We start from the raw sequence: 13,476 nt of genomic DNA on the forward strand, positions 1-13,476 counted from the left end.
CCCCATTGGGCTTCGCCCTTTGCCGCCCTAGCCCCCTTGGACGGCGGGGCCGCCTCACCACCTCTCCCCAGCCGCCTTGGGCGGCGGGGCCGCCCTCCCTCGCTTCCCCCCCGTAGCCCCCTTGGGCGGCGGGGCCGCCCCCCGGGGGCGGGACGGGCGGGCAAGGGGGCGGCCCCTCCCGCTCCCGGCCCACCCGGGTGCCGCCCCATGGCCCAGCCCCGGCACCGGACGCACGTCCAAAGGGCCCGGCCCACCCCCGTACCGGACATGCGGCCCCGCCCGGCTCGGGCAGAGAGGCCCCGGACCCGCCCCTTTCCCTAAAGCGCTCGCCGCGCAGCCATTGCACGGGGACGTGCAGATCCGTCGTGGCTGGTCGCGCAGTTCCCCGCGCCCCTGAAGGCGCGGTGGAGCCGCACGGGCGACGCGGCCCCGCACCCTGTGCGACCTACCCCTTGCCTCCGGCGGTTACACGTGTCAGCATCCGGCGTGAACACCGTGTGAACCGGCGGCCGCGTCACGAGCGGTGCATCGGTTCGCGCGGGGTTCGGAATCCCCCCTCCCCGCCCCTCGGAGGCACCCTCATGCCCACGTCCGCCGCCCCGCGCCGTCCCCGGGCGCTGCTCCCCGCCGCCGGGGTGCTCCTCGTGCTGCCCGTGCTCGTCGGCGTACTCGTCCGCGGTAACGTCGCGAACCCGCCCTTCCAGGGGCTCGACACCACCTGGCTCCGCTGGATGGGCGGGCCCCACGACGGGTTCCCCCAGGTCGTCGCCGGAGCGCTGAACTGGTTCGGCGGGCCGTACGGCGCCCTCGTCCAGCTCGCCGCCGTGCTGGTGCTGTTCGCGGTCCGGCGCTGGCGTTCCGCGCTGTTCCTCTTCGCCGCCGCGATCGGCGGGCAGCTCGCCATCCAGGGCATGAAGCACATCGTCGACCGGCCGCGCCCGGCCAACCCCCTGGTCACCGTCGACCACGGGTCGTTCCCCTCCGGGCACGTGGCGACCATGGCCATGGTGGTCGTCGTGATCGGTGTGCTGTGCGTGCCGCGCGCCGCCCGCCGCTGGTGGTGGCCGGTGGCCGCCCTCCTGGTGCTGACGATGATGTGGAGCCGCACCTGGCTGCACGCGCACTGGCTCTCGGACACCGCCGCCGGCGCCCTCGCCGGGGCCGGCACGACCCTGCTGCTGTGGTGGGCCTTCGCCCCTCTGCTGGCACGGGAAGCCACCCGGAAGGCCCCGGGGGCGGTCCCCGCCCCGGCTACCCTCGGCGCATGATCGCCAGCCTCCAGTGCACCGGTCTCGACTGCCCCGAACCGATCCTCCTCGCCGAGTTCTACGCGGCCCTGCTCGGCGGGCGGGTCAATCAGCCGGACCCGCAGTGGTCCCTGGACGACGACTGGGCGACCGTACACGCGCCGAACGGTCAGGTGCTCGCCTTCCAGCGGGCCGCCGACTTCCGGCCGCCGCGCTGGCCCCACCCCGCGCACCCGCAGCAGCTGCACCTCGACCTGCGGGTCCCGGACCTGGAGGCCGCGCATCCGCAGGTGCTCGCGCTCGGCGCGCGAGTCCTGGACCACGTCGGCGACGGGCGCTCGTTCCAGGTGTACGCCGATCCGGCGGGCCACCCGTTCTGCCTGGTCAGGCACTGAACTCCCGTACCGGCGTGACCCATTGGGCGCTCGTACGTTGATACCGGTATGAAGAAGCGCAGCATGGCCGCAGCCGCCTCCCTCGCCGCCGGGTTCGTCGCCGCCCTGGTCTCCCCCGCCCCGGGCGCGCACGCGGCGGAGCCCGCGGACCAGCTCACCCAGCTCCCCGTCTCGGGCGAACTGCTCGACGAGGTGACCGAGACCGCCACCGGCACGGTCACCGGCAACGCCGCCAACACCGCCCAGACGGCGACCGGCACCGTTCCTTCGGCCCCGCAGTAGTCACGCCCCGCACCCTGTGTGCGTGTGCCCGCGCTCCCCGGATCGACAGGGGGCGCGGGCACACGTACGTACGAGCACACGTACGTAAACGAACTCCTAGGCGGCCAGCTCCCGTACCGGCGGCTCCGCCTCCCCCATCTCCACCAGCAGCCCCACCAGCGCCTCCCGCGCCACCTCCAGGTCCGCGACCTTCTGCTCCACCGCCCGCAACTGCTCGTGCAGCAGCCCGCTCAGGCACGGTTCGACCTCCGACGCCGCCCCGCACGCACAGTCCAGGATCTGCCGGATGACCCGGGTCGGCAGGCCCGCCCCGAGGAACGCGCGGACGCGCCGCACCCGCTCGGGGGCGTCGTCCCCGTACGAGCGATGGCCTCCGGCGGTGCGCGTGGCGGCGAGCAGGTCCTGCTCCTCGTAGTAGCGCAGCAGCCTGACGCTCACCCCGGTCGCCCGGGACAGCTCACCGATCTTCAACGTGATCCCCCTCACAGTCGCTTGAACCTCACACCGGTGTGAGCTCCTAGCGTTCCCCTCATGACGAACACCAAGAGCACCGACAACAACACCCTCACCAGCGCTTCTTCCCCCATCTTCGCCCTCGGCGGCGACCTCCCCGTCCACCGCATCGGGTACGGGGCCATGCGCCTGACCGACGCCCCCGACGCCCGCAGCGGCATCACCGCGCCCGTGTGGGGGCCGGTCACCGACCGCGCGGACAGCGTCGCCCTCCTGCGGCGGGCCGTCGAACTCGGCGTCGACCTCTTCGACACCGCCGACGCCTACGCGCTCGGCTCCAACGAGGAGCTGCTCGCCGAGGCCCTCGCCCCGTTCCGGGACCGGGTGACGATCGCGACGAAGGTCGGGGTGGTGCGGCCCGCGCCCTTCGAGTGGGTGACCCACGGGCACCCCGCCTACCTGCGCCAGCAGGCCGAGCTGAGCCTGCGTCGCCTGCGCACCGAGCGGATCGACCTGCTCTACCTGCACCGCATCGACCCCGCGTACCCGCTCGCCGACCAGGTGGGCGCGCTGAAGCAGCTCCAGGAGGAGGGGAAGGTCCGGCACATCGGGCTGTCCGAGGTGACCGTGGCGGAGTTGACGGCGGCCGAGGAGGTCGCGCCGGTGGCCGCCGTGCAGAACGTGTTCAACCTCGCCGCCCGGCAGCACGAGGACGTCGTCGACCACACGGCGGCGCGCGGCATCGCGTTCCTGCCGTACCACCCGGTGGCGATGGGCGCGCACACCGCAGCCGACAGTCCGGTGGCGGCCGTCGCGAAGGAGCTGGACGCCACTGCGGCCCAGGTGGCGCTGGCCTGGCAGCTGCACCGCGCGCCGAACGTCGTGCCGCTGCCGGGCACGTCCTCCCCGGCCCACCTGGCCGAGAACGTACGCGCCCGGGAACTCCCGCTCAGCGAGGCGCAGTTCGCCCGCATCTCGGGTCTGGAGGTCGACCCGGACTGGGTGTGAGCGCGGGCCCGGTCAGGGGTGGCGCAGCGTGATGACCGCCGTGCGGCCCGTTGTGCGGAGCAGGCCGCCGGGGTCGGTGCCGGTGAACGCCAGGGCGTCGTACCGCTCCAGAGGCGTGGCCGCCTGCCGGAGGAAGTCCGCGCCGGGGTCCAGCGGCAGTGCGAGACGGGTGCCGCCGTCCTGCGGGGCGCCGATCACCACGTCGCCCGTCACGACCTCGACCTCCGCACCGTACGAACTCCCCCTGCGGTGCATGACGTTGAGGTTCACGACGGAGCCGCCGAGCAGGCGGCAGCCGGTGGGGACGTCGCCCGGGAAGTGCTGCGGGACGAAGCGGGTGTCCACCCGGCGCGGGCCGATGCCCTCCAGGGCGAGGTCCATGCCGTCGCCCTCGACCATGGTCAGGACCCGGTCCACGCCGGGGAAGGCGGAGAACGGGCCGTCCGCCGCCACCTCCGCGAGGCTGACCCGCCACCCGAAGCCCTCCCCCGTCGCCTCCTGGGGCCGTGCGGCGATCTCGCGGGTGATGCCGCCGCCGTTCTTCCAGGGGACGGCGACGCGGTCCGCCGCGCGCAGGAGCTTCATCGGACGAGGGCCTTCCGGGTGGGGATCAGCGGTCCGCCCGAGGTTACGCGAGGGCCTCCGAGCGGGATTGCGGGGTGAAGCCCAGCAGGGCGGCCAGGCGGCGGCGGTGGGTGTCCGGGGAGCCGAGGAAGTGGGCCGTGCCGTGGGCGCGTTTGAAGAAGTCGTGCGCCGGGTGCTCCCAGGTGATGCCGATGCCGCCGTGCAGCTGGATCATCTCGCCCGTGATCTGCTGGTACGCCTCCGAGCAGGCGGCCTTCGCTGCGGCGGCCGGGCCGGGGGCGGCGGCCGCGTCGGCGGCGGCCAGGGCCAGCGAGCGGGCGGCCTCCAGGAGGACGTACGCGTCGGCGATGCGGTGCTTGACGGCCTGGAAGGAGCCGATGGGGCGGCCGAACTGGACGCGGTCCTTGGCGTACTGGACGGTGATCTCCAGCGCGCGGTCGGCGGCCCCGACCTGCTCGGCGGCGAGCGCCGTGATCGCCAGGTCGCGGACGTGGGCGAGGATGCGCGCGCCGTCCGTGCTGATCAGCCGGGCCGGGGCGGCGTCCAGGACGATCCGGGCGAGCGGGCGGGTGCGGTCCATGGCGGGCAGGGGGACGAACAGGCCCTCGGGGTGCAGGACTTCGAAGAGGGCGAGGCCTGCGGGGGTGCGCGCGAGGGCGAGGAGCACGTCGGGGGCGTCGGCGGCCGGGACGTACTCCTTGGTGCCCGTCAGCAGCCAGTCGCCGGTGGTCGTGCTCTCTTCGGCGTACGTCGCCAGGTCGGCGGCCTCCCAGGTGCCGCGCGGGTGCTCCTCCCCGGCCTCCGCCCAGGCGAGGGCGGCGACGGACGCGCCGTCGGCCAGCGGCGGGAGCAGGCGGGCGCACACCTCGTCGTTGCCGGAGGCGATCAGGGCCTCGGTGGCGAGGACGGCGGAGCCGAGGTAGGGGACGGGGCTGAGCGCGCGGCCCAACTCCTCCATGACGACGTGCACTTCGGTGCGTCCCGGGCAGCCGAGGCCGCCGTACTCCTCGGGGATCGTCAGCGCGGCGACGCCGATGTCGCGGGTGAGGGGCTTCCAGGCGGCGGGGCCCTCGTGCCGGGCGAGGACGGATCGTATCGCGACCCTCAGCTCCTCCTGCTCCTCGGTGGGGTTCAGGGTGCCTGCCGGGTGGCCGGTGGTGCGCGCGTTCATGCGGGTGGGGTTTCCTCTCCTCGTGCGGCGCGGCGCAGTCGGGCCTTGAGGAGCTTGCCGCCCGCGTTGCGCGGCAGGGACTCGACGAGGACGAAGCGGCGCGGAACCTTGAAGTTGGCGAGCCTCTCCCGCGTCCAGGCGGTGAGGGCTTCGGGTGTCAACGGGCTTGCCGTGCTGGTGTGTTCGGGGACGACGAAGGCGACTCCCACCTCGCCGAGGCGGTCGTCGGGGGCGCCGACCACCGCCACGTCGGCGACGGCCGGGTGGCCGAGGAGGACGTTCTCGACCTCCGCCGGGTAGGCGTTGAAGCCGCCGACGACGTACATGTCCGTGAGCCGGTCGGTGAGGGACAGATAACCGCGGGCATCAAGGATGCCCACGTCTCCCGTGCGCAGCCAGCCGTCGGGCAGGACGGATTCCGCGGTGGCGGCCGGATCGTCCAGGTATCCGCGCATCACGTGGTATCCGCGCACCTGGACCTCGCCGGGCTCGCCCACCGGCAGCACCTCGCCGAGCGGTGAGACGACGCGCACCTCGGTGTCGGGCAGGGGCAGCCCCACCGTGTGCGCGACGGTGCGGGCGTCGGCGTCCGGGGGGCAGACGGAGACGACACCGCCGGTCTCGGTCAGTCCGTACGCCGTGAAAACGTGCGGTGCGCCGAGGGAGTTCCGGATCCGCTCGACGAGTTCGGCGGGGACGGTGGCGGCGCCGGTGCCGACGAGGCGGAGTGCGCGGAGGTCGTGGGTGGCGCGTTCGGGGTGGTGCAGCAGGCCGTGGAAGACGGTCGGCGGGCCCATCAGGCAGGTGACGCGTTCGGCGGCCATGCGGTGCAGGACGCGGTCGGCGTCGTACACGGTCTCGGGGAGCATGGTCGCGCCGCGCAGCAGGCAGGCGAGGACTCCGGCCTTGTAGCCGAAGGCGTGGAAGAAGGGGTTGACCAGGAGGTAGCGGTCGCCTTCGCGGAGGGTGACCAGGCGGGACCAGGAGTCGTACAGGCGCAGGGTCTGGGCGTGCGTGGTCATGGCGCCCTTGGGGCGGCCGGTGGTGCCGGAGGTGTAGAGGATGTCGCAGAGGTCGTCGGGGCGGACGGCGGCGGCGCGGGCGAGGCGCTCGGCCTCGGGGACGCGGGTGCCGGCGGCGAGGTAGTCGGCCCAGGGGACGGTGGTGCGGGGGGCGGGGGCGTCCTGGGGTGTGCGGGACCCGTCGGCGTTCCCTTCGGGGAGGACCACCGTGGAACGGAGGGCGCCCAGGTCCTCGCCGGAGTCGTGGAGTGCGGCGACGTAGTCCGTGCCGAGGAAGTCGCGTTCGGCGAAGAGGAGGGTGGTGCCGCTGCGGCGCAGGATGTCGGCGGCCTCCGCCGCCTTGTAGCGGGTGTTGACCGGGACGAGGACCCCGCCCGCGCCCACCGCGCCGAGGGCCGCGGCGATCCAGCGGCGGCTGTTCGGGGCCCAGATCGCGACCCGGTCGCCGGGGCGCAGGCCGTGCGCGATGGCGGCCCGGGAGGCGGCGGCGATCTCCTCGTTCAGCCGGGCGAAGCTCCACCGGACCTCGCCGTCCGCCAGTGCCTCGCGCTGCCCGAACGCGTCGGCGGCGTACTGCGGGAGACCGGCCAGGGTCGCGGGGAGCGGGGACCGCTGCTGCGGGTCACCGGTCAAGGAACCCTCCTCGGTGCCTACTTGACGTGTGGGCGTGGCCGGTATCCAATCACAGGGGTTTCGGTTAGGCATATACCTAGTAGAAACAAACTCGGAACACTCCGCGGACCCGCACCCACGAGAGGACTCCCCCCGTGACCACTGCCTTCGCCCCCGCCCAGCACGCCTCCCGCCCCAGTTCCCGCCCCAGCCTCGCCGACCCGGACCACCGGGTCCAGGGCGCGGACATGCGCAGCGCGATGAGCTCTTTCTGCACCGGGGTCGCCCTGATCACCGCGCTGGAGCCGGACGGCCGCCCGACCGGGATGGCCGTGCAGTCCTTCTCGTCGGTCTCGCTCGACCCGCCGCTGATCTGCTTCTGCCCCGCGCACACGTCCTCGACCTGGCCGAAGATCCGGGCCGCGGGGCGCTTCGCGGTGAACATCCTGGGCCACGACCAGCAGGAGCTGTGCCGGCAGTTCGCGGTGCCGGGGGCGGACAAGTTCGCGGGGGTCGACTGGACGCCGGGGGCGCAGGGGGTGCCGTTGATCGCGGGGGTGCTGGCGACGATCGAGTGCGAGCTGGCGGACGTGCTCGACGGGGGCGACCATGCGATTGCGCTGGGGCGGGTCACGGGGATGGAGGTGCGGCGGGAGGGGGAGCCGCTGGTCTTCTTTCGGCGGGCGTATGGGCGGGTGCCGCAGTGAGCTTGGGTGTGGGGGTTCGGCCGTACTGACCGTGCGGGTGCGTTGCGGGTGCTCGCGCCCACGCGGAGGTGCCGTACATCGGATACGGCGCCGCGCCCCTGAATGGCCCCCTTGCCGCCCGGGGCAGCGGAGCTCCTGTGGGGCGGTCTCGCGGTCGTTGCGGATGTGCGGGTGCGTTGTGGTTGCTCGCGCAGTTCCCCGCGCCCCTGAATTGCGCCCTCACCGCGTCGCCGATCGGAGACGTGTACCCCTGAGAGGCTCTCCGGGTCAGAGGCCCTTTCCGCGTTTCAGGGACTCGATGTCGGACAGCATCGCGTCGGCCAGGTCGCGTTCCGAGGCGTAGTAGCGTTCGGCCCATTTCAGGGTCAGGGCCGGGTAGGCCCAGGCCGGTTCGTCCTTGGAGCCCTCCACGTCGGCGACCGCGCGGCGGCGCATCTTCTCCGCGAACTCCCGGTGCTGGGCGAGGACTTCGCGCATCTGCTCGGGTTCCAGGAGGTGGCCCAGCCACAGGCGCAGCATCGGGCCGTGCTTGAGGACCGGCGGGTCCACCGGGGCCTCGCGGGCCCACCTGCGGACCGCGGCCATCCCCTCGTCGGTGATCCGGTAGACCCGCTTGTCGCGGGTGCCGGTCTCCTGGGCGACCAGCCGCGACGTCGCGAACCCGGCCTTCTCCAGCCGCTTCAGCTCGCTGTAGATCTGGCTGAAGGAAGGGCTCCAGTAGAAGAAGCGCAGCGACCAGTCCGACCACTTCTTCAGGTCGTAGCCGGACAGTTCCTCACCGAAGGAGAGCAGTCCGAGCACCGCCCAACTGGTCGCGGGCAGCGCGGGGAGTTCCCCGTCGCCCGTACTGCCGCCGGGCACGCCCGCGTCCGCCGCTTCTGCTTCCTTCTTCGCCACGCCCGGCAGTCTACGGGCGCACCCCGTCCGAACCCTTCCCCCTCTTGGCTATGCCTGCTAGAAGTATTTCTATTAGGTATAGCAAGGAGAGGACCCCGCATGAAGTTCTCGATGATCTTCGAGGCGCAGCTCGCCGATCCGACTCCCGCACGCGAACGCCAGGTCATCCACGACTGCGTCGAACAGGCCGTGTACGCCGAGGAGATGGGCTTCGACCGCATCTGGGCCGTGGAGCACCACTCCCTCACCCAGTACGCGCACATGAGCGCCTCGGAGATCTTCCTGACCTGGGTCGCCGCCCGGACCGAGCGGATCCGCATCGGCCACGGCGTCGTCACGATGCCCTTCGGCTACCAGCACCCGGTGCGTGTCGCGGAGCGGGCCGCGATGCTGGACGTGCTCTCCGGCGGGCGGGTGGACATCGGTGCGGGGCGTGGGGCCACCCGGCAGGAGCTGTCGATGTTCGGGGTGCGGCCCCAGGACACGTATCCGCAGATGGAGGAGGCCCTGCGGATCGTCTCGGCCGCCTGGCGCGAGGACGCATTCGAGTGGCACGGCACCCTCGACATCGGCCCCGGCGCGGTCCTGCCGCGCCCCGTGCAGGGCCCGCACCCGCCCCTGTTCATGGCCTGTTCCAAGCACGACACCCTCAAACTGGCCGCCGAACTCGGCATCGGCGCCCTGGTGATGGGCTTCGCGGGCGCCGACGACGTGCGCGAGATGCGCAAGGTGTACGACGAGGCGCGTGCCACCCGCACCGGCGAGCGCTTCGTCTCCAGCGAGGTCAACGACCACCTCTCTGCGCTCTGCCCGACGATCGTGCTGGACGACGCGGACCGTGCCCTGCACCTGGGCACCCGAGGCCAGCGCTTCTTCGCCGAGTCCATCGCCCACTGGTACGGCAACGGGCCCGCCCCCACCGGTTGGGCCGAGGACGAGGACCACGCCGCCGCCCTCGCCCACCAGCGCGACGCACTGGTCGCCAGGCTGCACGAGGCGCACATCCCGGCCCGCCCGGTCGACACCGGCACCTTCAACGCCGATCACGCCTACGGCGACCCGCAGGCGGCCATCGCCTACGTCGAGCAGCTCCGCGCGATCGGCGTGGACGAGGTGATGTGCCTGATCCAGATGGGCACGGTGCCGCAGGAGGCCTGCATGGAGACCATCCGCCACTGGGGCGAGACCGTCATCCCGCACTTCCGCGCCCTGGAGGGCACGTGAGTATCACCCTGGACGACACGGCCGCCCTCTCAGCGCATGGGGTAGCGGGTGGCGAGCCGGGTCATGACGAGCCGGCGCTCGCCGGGGCCGAAGTAGTCGGGGTCGTCGGCCTCCACGACGAAGTCCAGCGAACGGTGGAGCCCGACGGCAGCCCGGTTGCCGGGCTCCACCGTCACACGGACGGCGTGCACCCCGTCGCGCTCGGCCCGGCGCACGGCGGCGGACAGCAGCCGCCGCCCGAGGCCGAGCCCCTGGTACCGCTTGTCGACCACCAGGTCCAGCACCCAACTCACCTGGGTGCGGGTCGAGTTCGCGACGAGCACGTAGCCGAGGACGGCCCCGTCGCCCTCCTCGAAGCCCTCCCGGCCTTCGAGGACGAGGACGCCCTCGCCGTGCACGTCCAGGAGCTGGCGCAGCACATGGGGACTGTAGGCATCGCCTCCGTACGCGGCGAGACCCAGGGCCATCACCTGCGGAAGGTCACTCTTCGTAGCCGAACGCACTTCGGCCGATTCGGTGCAGACCGGGGTATATCCATCTCCCTGCGACGCCATTTCGCCCTCATCTCCTCGTCCCCCCGGTGAATGTGCGCGAGCCTTGTCACTCGGTGTACTCGCCGGGGAGCGTTCTGTCCAGCGTCGGGACGGGGCGGGAGGAGGAGGGCGGTCGGGTTCCGGACCGTCCCCGGTCAGGCTCCGGACCGTTCCCGGAAGGCGGGGAGGGCGAAGAGGCGCTGCTTGGCCGTGTCGTCCGTCAACTCCACGAGCGGCAGCACCAGTTCCCACAGATTCTGTACGTCGACCTCGCGGGCCAGCGCGTCCAGTCGTACGTCGTCCAGCTCGCCCACGGTGTCGGCGACGACCTGCCGGGACTCCGGCGGCAGCACCTCCACCAGCGGCAGGAACACACCCCACAGCCCGGTGTCCACGACGGCCCGCACCGCCTGTCGCAGCACCTCGGGCGGCCGCAGCGCCGCGAGCCCGGCGACGGCGAGCCGCTCCTTCTCGTCCAGCAGGGCCACCAGCGGCAGCAGTGCCTCCCACAGGTCCTGCTCGGCCGTGGCCCGTACCAGCGCGTCCAGTTCCTCCTGCGGCCGGGCGGCCGTCAGCCGGGCGATACGGACCCGCTGTTCGCCCTCCACCAGACCGGCCACGGCGAGCGCCTCGGGCCAGCACCCGGCGGCGGAGGCGGCGGCGACGACCTGCCCGAGGCGCTCCTCCCCCATCAACTCCACGATCCTGCCCAGCCGTTCGGGCCGGTCCACGACGGCCCCCGTGCGCAGCACCAGCACGTCCGGGACCTGCGGCAGTATCCGCACGAGGGCCGACTCGCGGATCTCCCCGACGAAGCGGCCCATGGTGAGGTGGTCGCCGCGCTCGGCGAGGGCGACCGCGATCCGTACGACCAGGTCCTCGTCCAGGCTCTCGACGATGCCCGGAATGCGGCGCGGGTCCAGGTGCGGGCAGGACTCCGCGGTGAAGGGGACGGGCAGCTTCTCGATGATGGCGGCGGCCCGGTGCGGTTCCAGCCGTCCGGCGACGGCGGCGGCCAGGCGCGGGCCGAGCGCCTTCTGCGAGATCGCGGCGGCGACGGCGACCGGCACCAGCTTGGTGGCCTTCGCGATCCGGTCCAGCATGTCGGGCAGGGAGTCGAAGAGGGCGGCGGCGGCCTGTTCGCGCAGGCGACGCAGGTCGTCGGCGGGCAGGGCGGCGAGGAAGGCGAGGTTCTCGGGCTCCTCGCCGAGGAGGGCGGCGGTCTTCTGGATCTCGGCACGGTTGCGGAGCTTGTCCATGGCTGCGGTCACCTCACTGCTTGAACAGGATGCGGCGTACGGGTCCACGGGCGAGGGCGGGAACCAGGGCGAGGGCCTCCTCGGCGGCCTGGTCGAGCCCGGCGGCCCGGCGGGCGTGCTCGCGCTGCAACGCCCCGGCCAGCAGGTCGAGTTGACCGGCGTCGAGGTGTTCGGCGACCCCGGCGGGCGGCGGGGCGTGGAGTTCGGCGGCGAGCCGGGCGAGGGCCTGGCCGGCCGGGTCGGCAGATGCGTCGCTCAAGGGGGGCCTCCCGTTTGCTACGGATGGGTAGCGAGCGTGGAGCGGAATTGACTTTTAGTCAATAGGCCTTGCAGGAAAGGGAGTTGGCGGTCCCCGTGGCTGGAGACCTGGATCACTCTTGACCTCAAGTCCGCTTCAGGTCGGAGGGTATGAGCCATGAAGCCGATACGACTCTCCCGCCCCGCCCTCACGCTGGCGATCATCCTGCTCGGATACCTCACCCTCCCCATGTCGATGACCGGCACGACGATCGCCCTCCCGGAGATCGGCCGCGACCTGAACGCGTCCGGCCCCGGCCTCCAGTGGGTGGTGACGGGCTACTTCCTCACCGCGTCGGCGGTGATGCTGGTGGCGGGCTCGCTGGGCGACCTGTTCGGCCGCCGGAAGGTGTACGCGACCGGGGCCGCCGTCTACACCGCGGGCACGCTCGTCGCGTCGACCGCGCACGACATCCTGCTCCTGGACGCGGCCCGTACGGTCGCGGGCGCGGGGGCGGCCGGAGTGATGGCGGGCGGCGGCGCGATCCTCGCCTCGACCTTCCAGGGCGCGGCCCGCACCCGGGCGTTCGCGGCGATCGGCACGGTGGCGGGCATCGGCATCGCGGCGGGGCCCTCCCTGTCCGGACTACTGGTGGGCTCCTTCGGCTGGCGGACGACGTTCCTGGTGTTCGGGGTCGCGGGGATCGTCATCCTCGCGGCGACCCTGCTGATGCAGGAGTCGCGGGCACAGGTGCGGCCGAGGGTGGACCGGCCGGGTGCGGTGACGTTCATGGCGGGCCTGGCGCTGACGATGTTCTCGATCACCCAGACGGGGACGGTGCGGTGGGTGGGCCTGGCGGCCGGACTGGCGCTTCTCGCGCTCTTCGTCCGGATCGAGCGGCGGAGCGACCATGCCCTGTTGGACCTGGCGCTGGTGCGGAACCGGAGGTTCATGGGCTGGATCGTGGGCGGGACGGCGATCGGGATGGGCTCCTCGGGCGTAATGATCTACTTCCCCACCTTCCTCCAGGGTGCGGGCGGGCTGTCGGCGGGCGGGGCGGGGCTGGTCATGCTGCTGATGACGGCACCGGTGTTCGTGGTGCCGCAGGTGACGGCACGGCTGGTGAACCGGGGAGTGCAGCCCCGGCACCTGCTGGTGGCGGCGCTGGGCCTGTCCGCTGCGGGGAACGCGGTACTGGCGGTGGTCCTGCACCCGGGGATCGGTGCTGCGGGGCTGGCGGTGCCGCTCGCGCTGATCGGCGTGGCCAACGGGCTGGCGATGGGGCTGGTGGACGGTCAGGCGATGGGGCTCGTGGACCCGTCGCGGGTGGGGATGGCGTCCGGGCTGCTGAACACGGTGCGAGCGGGGTCCAACGCCATGATGATGGCGGTCTTCGGGGCGGTGCTGGTGGGGGTGCTCGGGATGCGGCTGGGGGACGGGGCGTTGGCGGCGGAGGTGGCGGCGGGGCGGCCCGGGGCGGGCCACGGGGTCGAGTTTGCGGGGGTGTGGCAGGTGGCGGTGGGGGCGGTCGCGGTGGCACTGGTGGGGGCGGGGGCTCTCGTGGGGTGGATGTTGCGGGGGCGGGGCCGGGTGGAGGACGGGGCGACGGTGGTTCCTGCGCGGGAGCGGGTGGGTGTGGGGCGGTGAGGGGTGGGTGGGCGGCACCCGGTGCGGGGGCGCTGCGCGGGGGTCGGGTCGGGGCGGCAGCCGGGGGCTTGGTGGGGTGCTGCGCGGGGGCTCGGTCGGGGCGGCACCCAGTGCCGGGGCGGGTTTCTCCCCTACCCGCCCCTTCCCGTAACCCTGCGGGGCAGTTGCACGGTTCCGTGCGGGTGCGTCGTGGCTG

Annotated in this window: 15 protein-coding genes; 7 read left to right on the plus strand and 8 right to left on the minus strand. The window is 73.1% G+C overall.

The annotated features are described in order from the left end of the window. Positions 1-581 precede the first annotated feature (581 nt). The 3 genes from ACIO3O_RS21485 to ACIO3O_RS21495 are packed head-to-tail and all read left to right on the plus strand — an operon-like array spanning position 582 to position 1,924. On the plus strand, positions 582-1,268 hold the full coding sequence (locus ACIO3O_RS21485; RefSeq protein ID WP_401748160.1) for a phosphatase PAP2 family protein: 687 nt from the start codon (positions 582-584) through the stop codon (positions 1,266-1,268). After that, positions 1,265-1,642: a VOC family protein gene (locus tag ACIO3O_RS21490; protein WP_401748163.1), complete on the plus strand. Its 378-nt coding sequence runs from the start codon at positions 1,265-1,267 to the stop codon at positions 1,640-1,642. Before ACIO3O_RS21485 ends, ACIO3O_RS21490 begins: the two co-directional genes overlap by 4 nt. 48 nt (positions 1,643-1,690) lie before the next feature. Further along, positions 1,691-1,924: a hypothetical protein gene (locus tag ACIO3O_RS21495; RefSeq protein WP_401748165.1), complete on the plus strand. Its 234-nt coding sequence runs from the start codon at positions 1,691-1,693 to the stop codon at positions 1,922-1,924. Positions 1,925-2,020: 96 nt separating this feature from the next. Here the strand turns inward: ACIO3O_RS21495 and ACIO3O_RS21500 are convergent, their stop codons facing one another. Beyond that, a complete protein-coding gene (locus ACIO3O_RS21500) occupies positions 2,021-2,395 on the minus strand; it encodes a MerR family transcriptional regulator (protein ID WP_401748168.1) in 375 nt (124 codons plus the stop codon). A 60-nt stretch (positions 2,396-2,455) separates the two neighbouring features. Here ACIO3O_RS21500 and ACIO3O_RS21505 point away from each other — a divergent pair, with 60 nt between their 5' ends. Further along, positions 2,456-3,385, plus strand: coding sequence for an aldo/keto reductase (locus ACIO3O_RS21505; protein ID WP_401748171.1), 930 nt, complete (start codon positions 2,456-2,458; stop codon positions 3,383-3,385). A 12-nt stretch (positions 3,386-3,397) separates the two neighbouring features. Here the strand turns inward: ACIO3O_RS21505 and ACIO3O_RS21510 are convergent, their stop codons facing one another. The 3 genes from ACIO3O_RS21510 to ACIO3O_RS21520 are packed head-to-tail and all read right to left on the minus strand — an operon-like array spanning position 3,398 to position 6,796. Beyond that, the gene (locus ACIO3O_RS21510) at positions 3,398-3,970 is read right to left on the minus strand and encodes a HutD family protein (RefSeq protein WP_401748174.1); all 573 of its coding nucleotides are present in this window, start codon (positions 3,968-3,970) and stop codon (positions 3,398-3,400) included. Positions 3,971-4,013: 43 nt separating this feature from the next. Beyond that, entirely contained in the window at positions 4,014-5,141 is a 1,128-nt protein-coding gene (locus ACIO3O_RS21515; protein WP_401748176.1) for an acyl-CoA dehydrogenase family protein, read from the minus strand. Beyond that, positions 5,138-6,796 (minus strand): FadD3 family acyl-CoA ligase, encoded by a 1,659-nt coding sequence (locus ACIO3O_RS21520; protein ID WP_401748179.1) that lies wholly within the window; start codon positions 6,794-6,796, stop codon positions 5,138-5,140. Before ACIO3O_RS21520 ends, ACIO3O_RS21515 begins: the two co-directional genes overlap by 4 nt. 134 nt (positions 6,797-6,930) lie before the next feature. Here ACIO3O_RS21520 and ACIO3O_RS21525 point away from each other — a divergent pair, with 134 nt between their 5' ends. Next, positions 6,931-7,482, plus strand: a complete 552-nt coding sequence (locus tag ACIO3O_RS21525) for a flavin reductase family protein (protein ID WP_401748182.1) — start codon at positions 6,931-6,933, stop codon at positions 7,480-7,482. Between the two features lie 267 nt (positions 7,483-7,749). Here ACIO3O_RS21525 and ACIO3O_RS21530 read toward each other — a convergent pair whose 3' ends face one another. After that, positions 7,750-8,379, minus strand: coding sequence for a PadR family transcriptional regulator (locus tag ACIO3O_RS21530; RefSeq protein ID WP_401748185.1), 630 nt, complete (start codon positions 8,377-8,379; stop codon positions 7,750-7,752). A gap of 99 nt (positions 8,380-8,478) precedes the next feature. Between ACIO3O_RS21530 and ACIO3O_RS21535 the strand changes: the two genes are divergently transcribed. Next, positions 8,479-9,603 (plus strand): LLM class flavin-dependent oxidoreductase, encoded by a 1,125-nt coding sequence (locus ACIO3O_RS21535; protein WP_401748188.1) that lies wholly within the window; start codon positions 8,479-8,481, stop codon positions 9,601-9,603. A gap of 29 nt (positions 9,604-9,632) precedes the next feature. Here ACIO3O_RS21535 and ACIO3O_RS21540 read toward each other — a convergent pair whose 3' ends face one another. The 3 genes from ACIO3O_RS21540 to ACIO3O_RS21550 form a co-directional block, all read right to left on the minus strand. Further along, entirely contained in the window at positions 9,633-10,022 is a 390-nt protein-coding gene (locus ACIO3O_RS21540) for a GNAT family N-acetyltransferase (RefSeq protein WP_401748190.1), read from the minus strand. 269 nt (positions 10,023-10,291) lie between these two features. After that, positions 10,292-11,395, minus strand: a complete 1,104-nt coding sequence (locus ACIO3O_RS21545; RefSeq protein ID WP_401748191.1) for a hypothetical protein — start codon at positions 11,393-11,395, stop codon at positions 10,292-10,294. A 13-nt stretch (positions 11,396-11,408) separates the two neighbouring features. Continuing rightward, positions 11,409-11,654 (minus strand): hypothetical protein, encoded by a 246-nt coding sequence (locus ACIO3O_RS21550; protein WP_401748193.1) that lies wholly within the window; start codon positions 11,652-11,654, stop codon positions 11,409-11,411. Between the two features lie 156 nt (positions 11,655-11,810). Here ACIO3O_RS21550 and ACIO3O_RS21555 point away from each other — a divergent pair, with 156 nt between their 5' ends. Beyond that, positions 11,811-13,280: an MFS transporter gene (locus tag ACIO3O_RS21555; protein WP_401748194.1), complete on the plus strand. Its 1,470-nt coding sequence runs from the start codon at positions 11,811-11,813 to the stop codon at positions 13,278-13,280. The last annotated feature ends 196 nt before the right edge of the window (positions 13,281-13,476 follow it).

Source organism: Streptomyces sp. NPDC087440 (assembly GCF_044744005.1).
Lineage (GTDB): Bacteria > Actinomycetota > Actinomycetes > Streptomycetales > Streptomycetaceae > Streptomyces.

What these genes read in the sequence shown, in the direction of transcription:
- ACIO3O_RS21515 (WP_401748176.1), bottom strand. Translation starts at nt 5,141, where the DNA reads ATGAACGCGCGCACCACCGGCCACCCGGCAGGCACCCTGAACCCCACC.
- ACIO3O_RS21555 (WP_401748194.1), top strand. Translation starts at nt 11,811, where the DNA reads ATGAAGCCGATACGACTCTCCCGCCCCGCCCTCACGCTGGCGATCATC.
- ACIO3O_RS21535 (WP_401748188.1), top strand. Translation starts at nt 8,479, where the DNA reads ATGAAGTTCTCGATGATCTTCGAGGCGCAGCTCGCCGATCCGACTCCC.
- ACIO3O_RS21495 (WP_401748165.1), top strand. Translation starts at nt 1,691, where the DNA reads ATGAAGAAGCGCAGCATGGCCGCAGCCGCCTCCCTCGCCGCCGGGTTC.
- ACIO3O_RS21510 (WP_401748174.1), bottom strand. Translation starts at nt 3,970, where the DNA reads ATGAAGCTCCTGCGCGCGGCGGACCGCGTCGCCGTCCCCTGGAAGAAC.
- ACIO3O_RS21490 (WP_401748163.1), top strand. Translation starts at nt 1,265, where the DNA reads ATGATCGCCAGCCTCCAGTGCACCGGTCTCGACTGCCCCGAACCGATC.
- ACIO3O_RS21485 (WP_401748160.1), top strand. Translation starts at nt 582, where the DNA reads ATGCCCACGTCCGCCGCCCCGCGCCGTCCCCGGGCGCTGCTCCCCGCC.
- ACIO3O_RS21505 (WP_401748171.1), top strand. Translation starts at nt 2,456, where the DNA reads ATGACGAACACCAAGAGCACCGACAACAACACCCTCACCAGCGCTTCT.
- ACIO3O_RS21545 (WP_401748191.1), bottom strand. Translation starts at nt 11,395, where the DNA reads ATGGACAAGCTCCGCAACCGTGCCGAGATCCAGAAGACCGCCGCCCTC.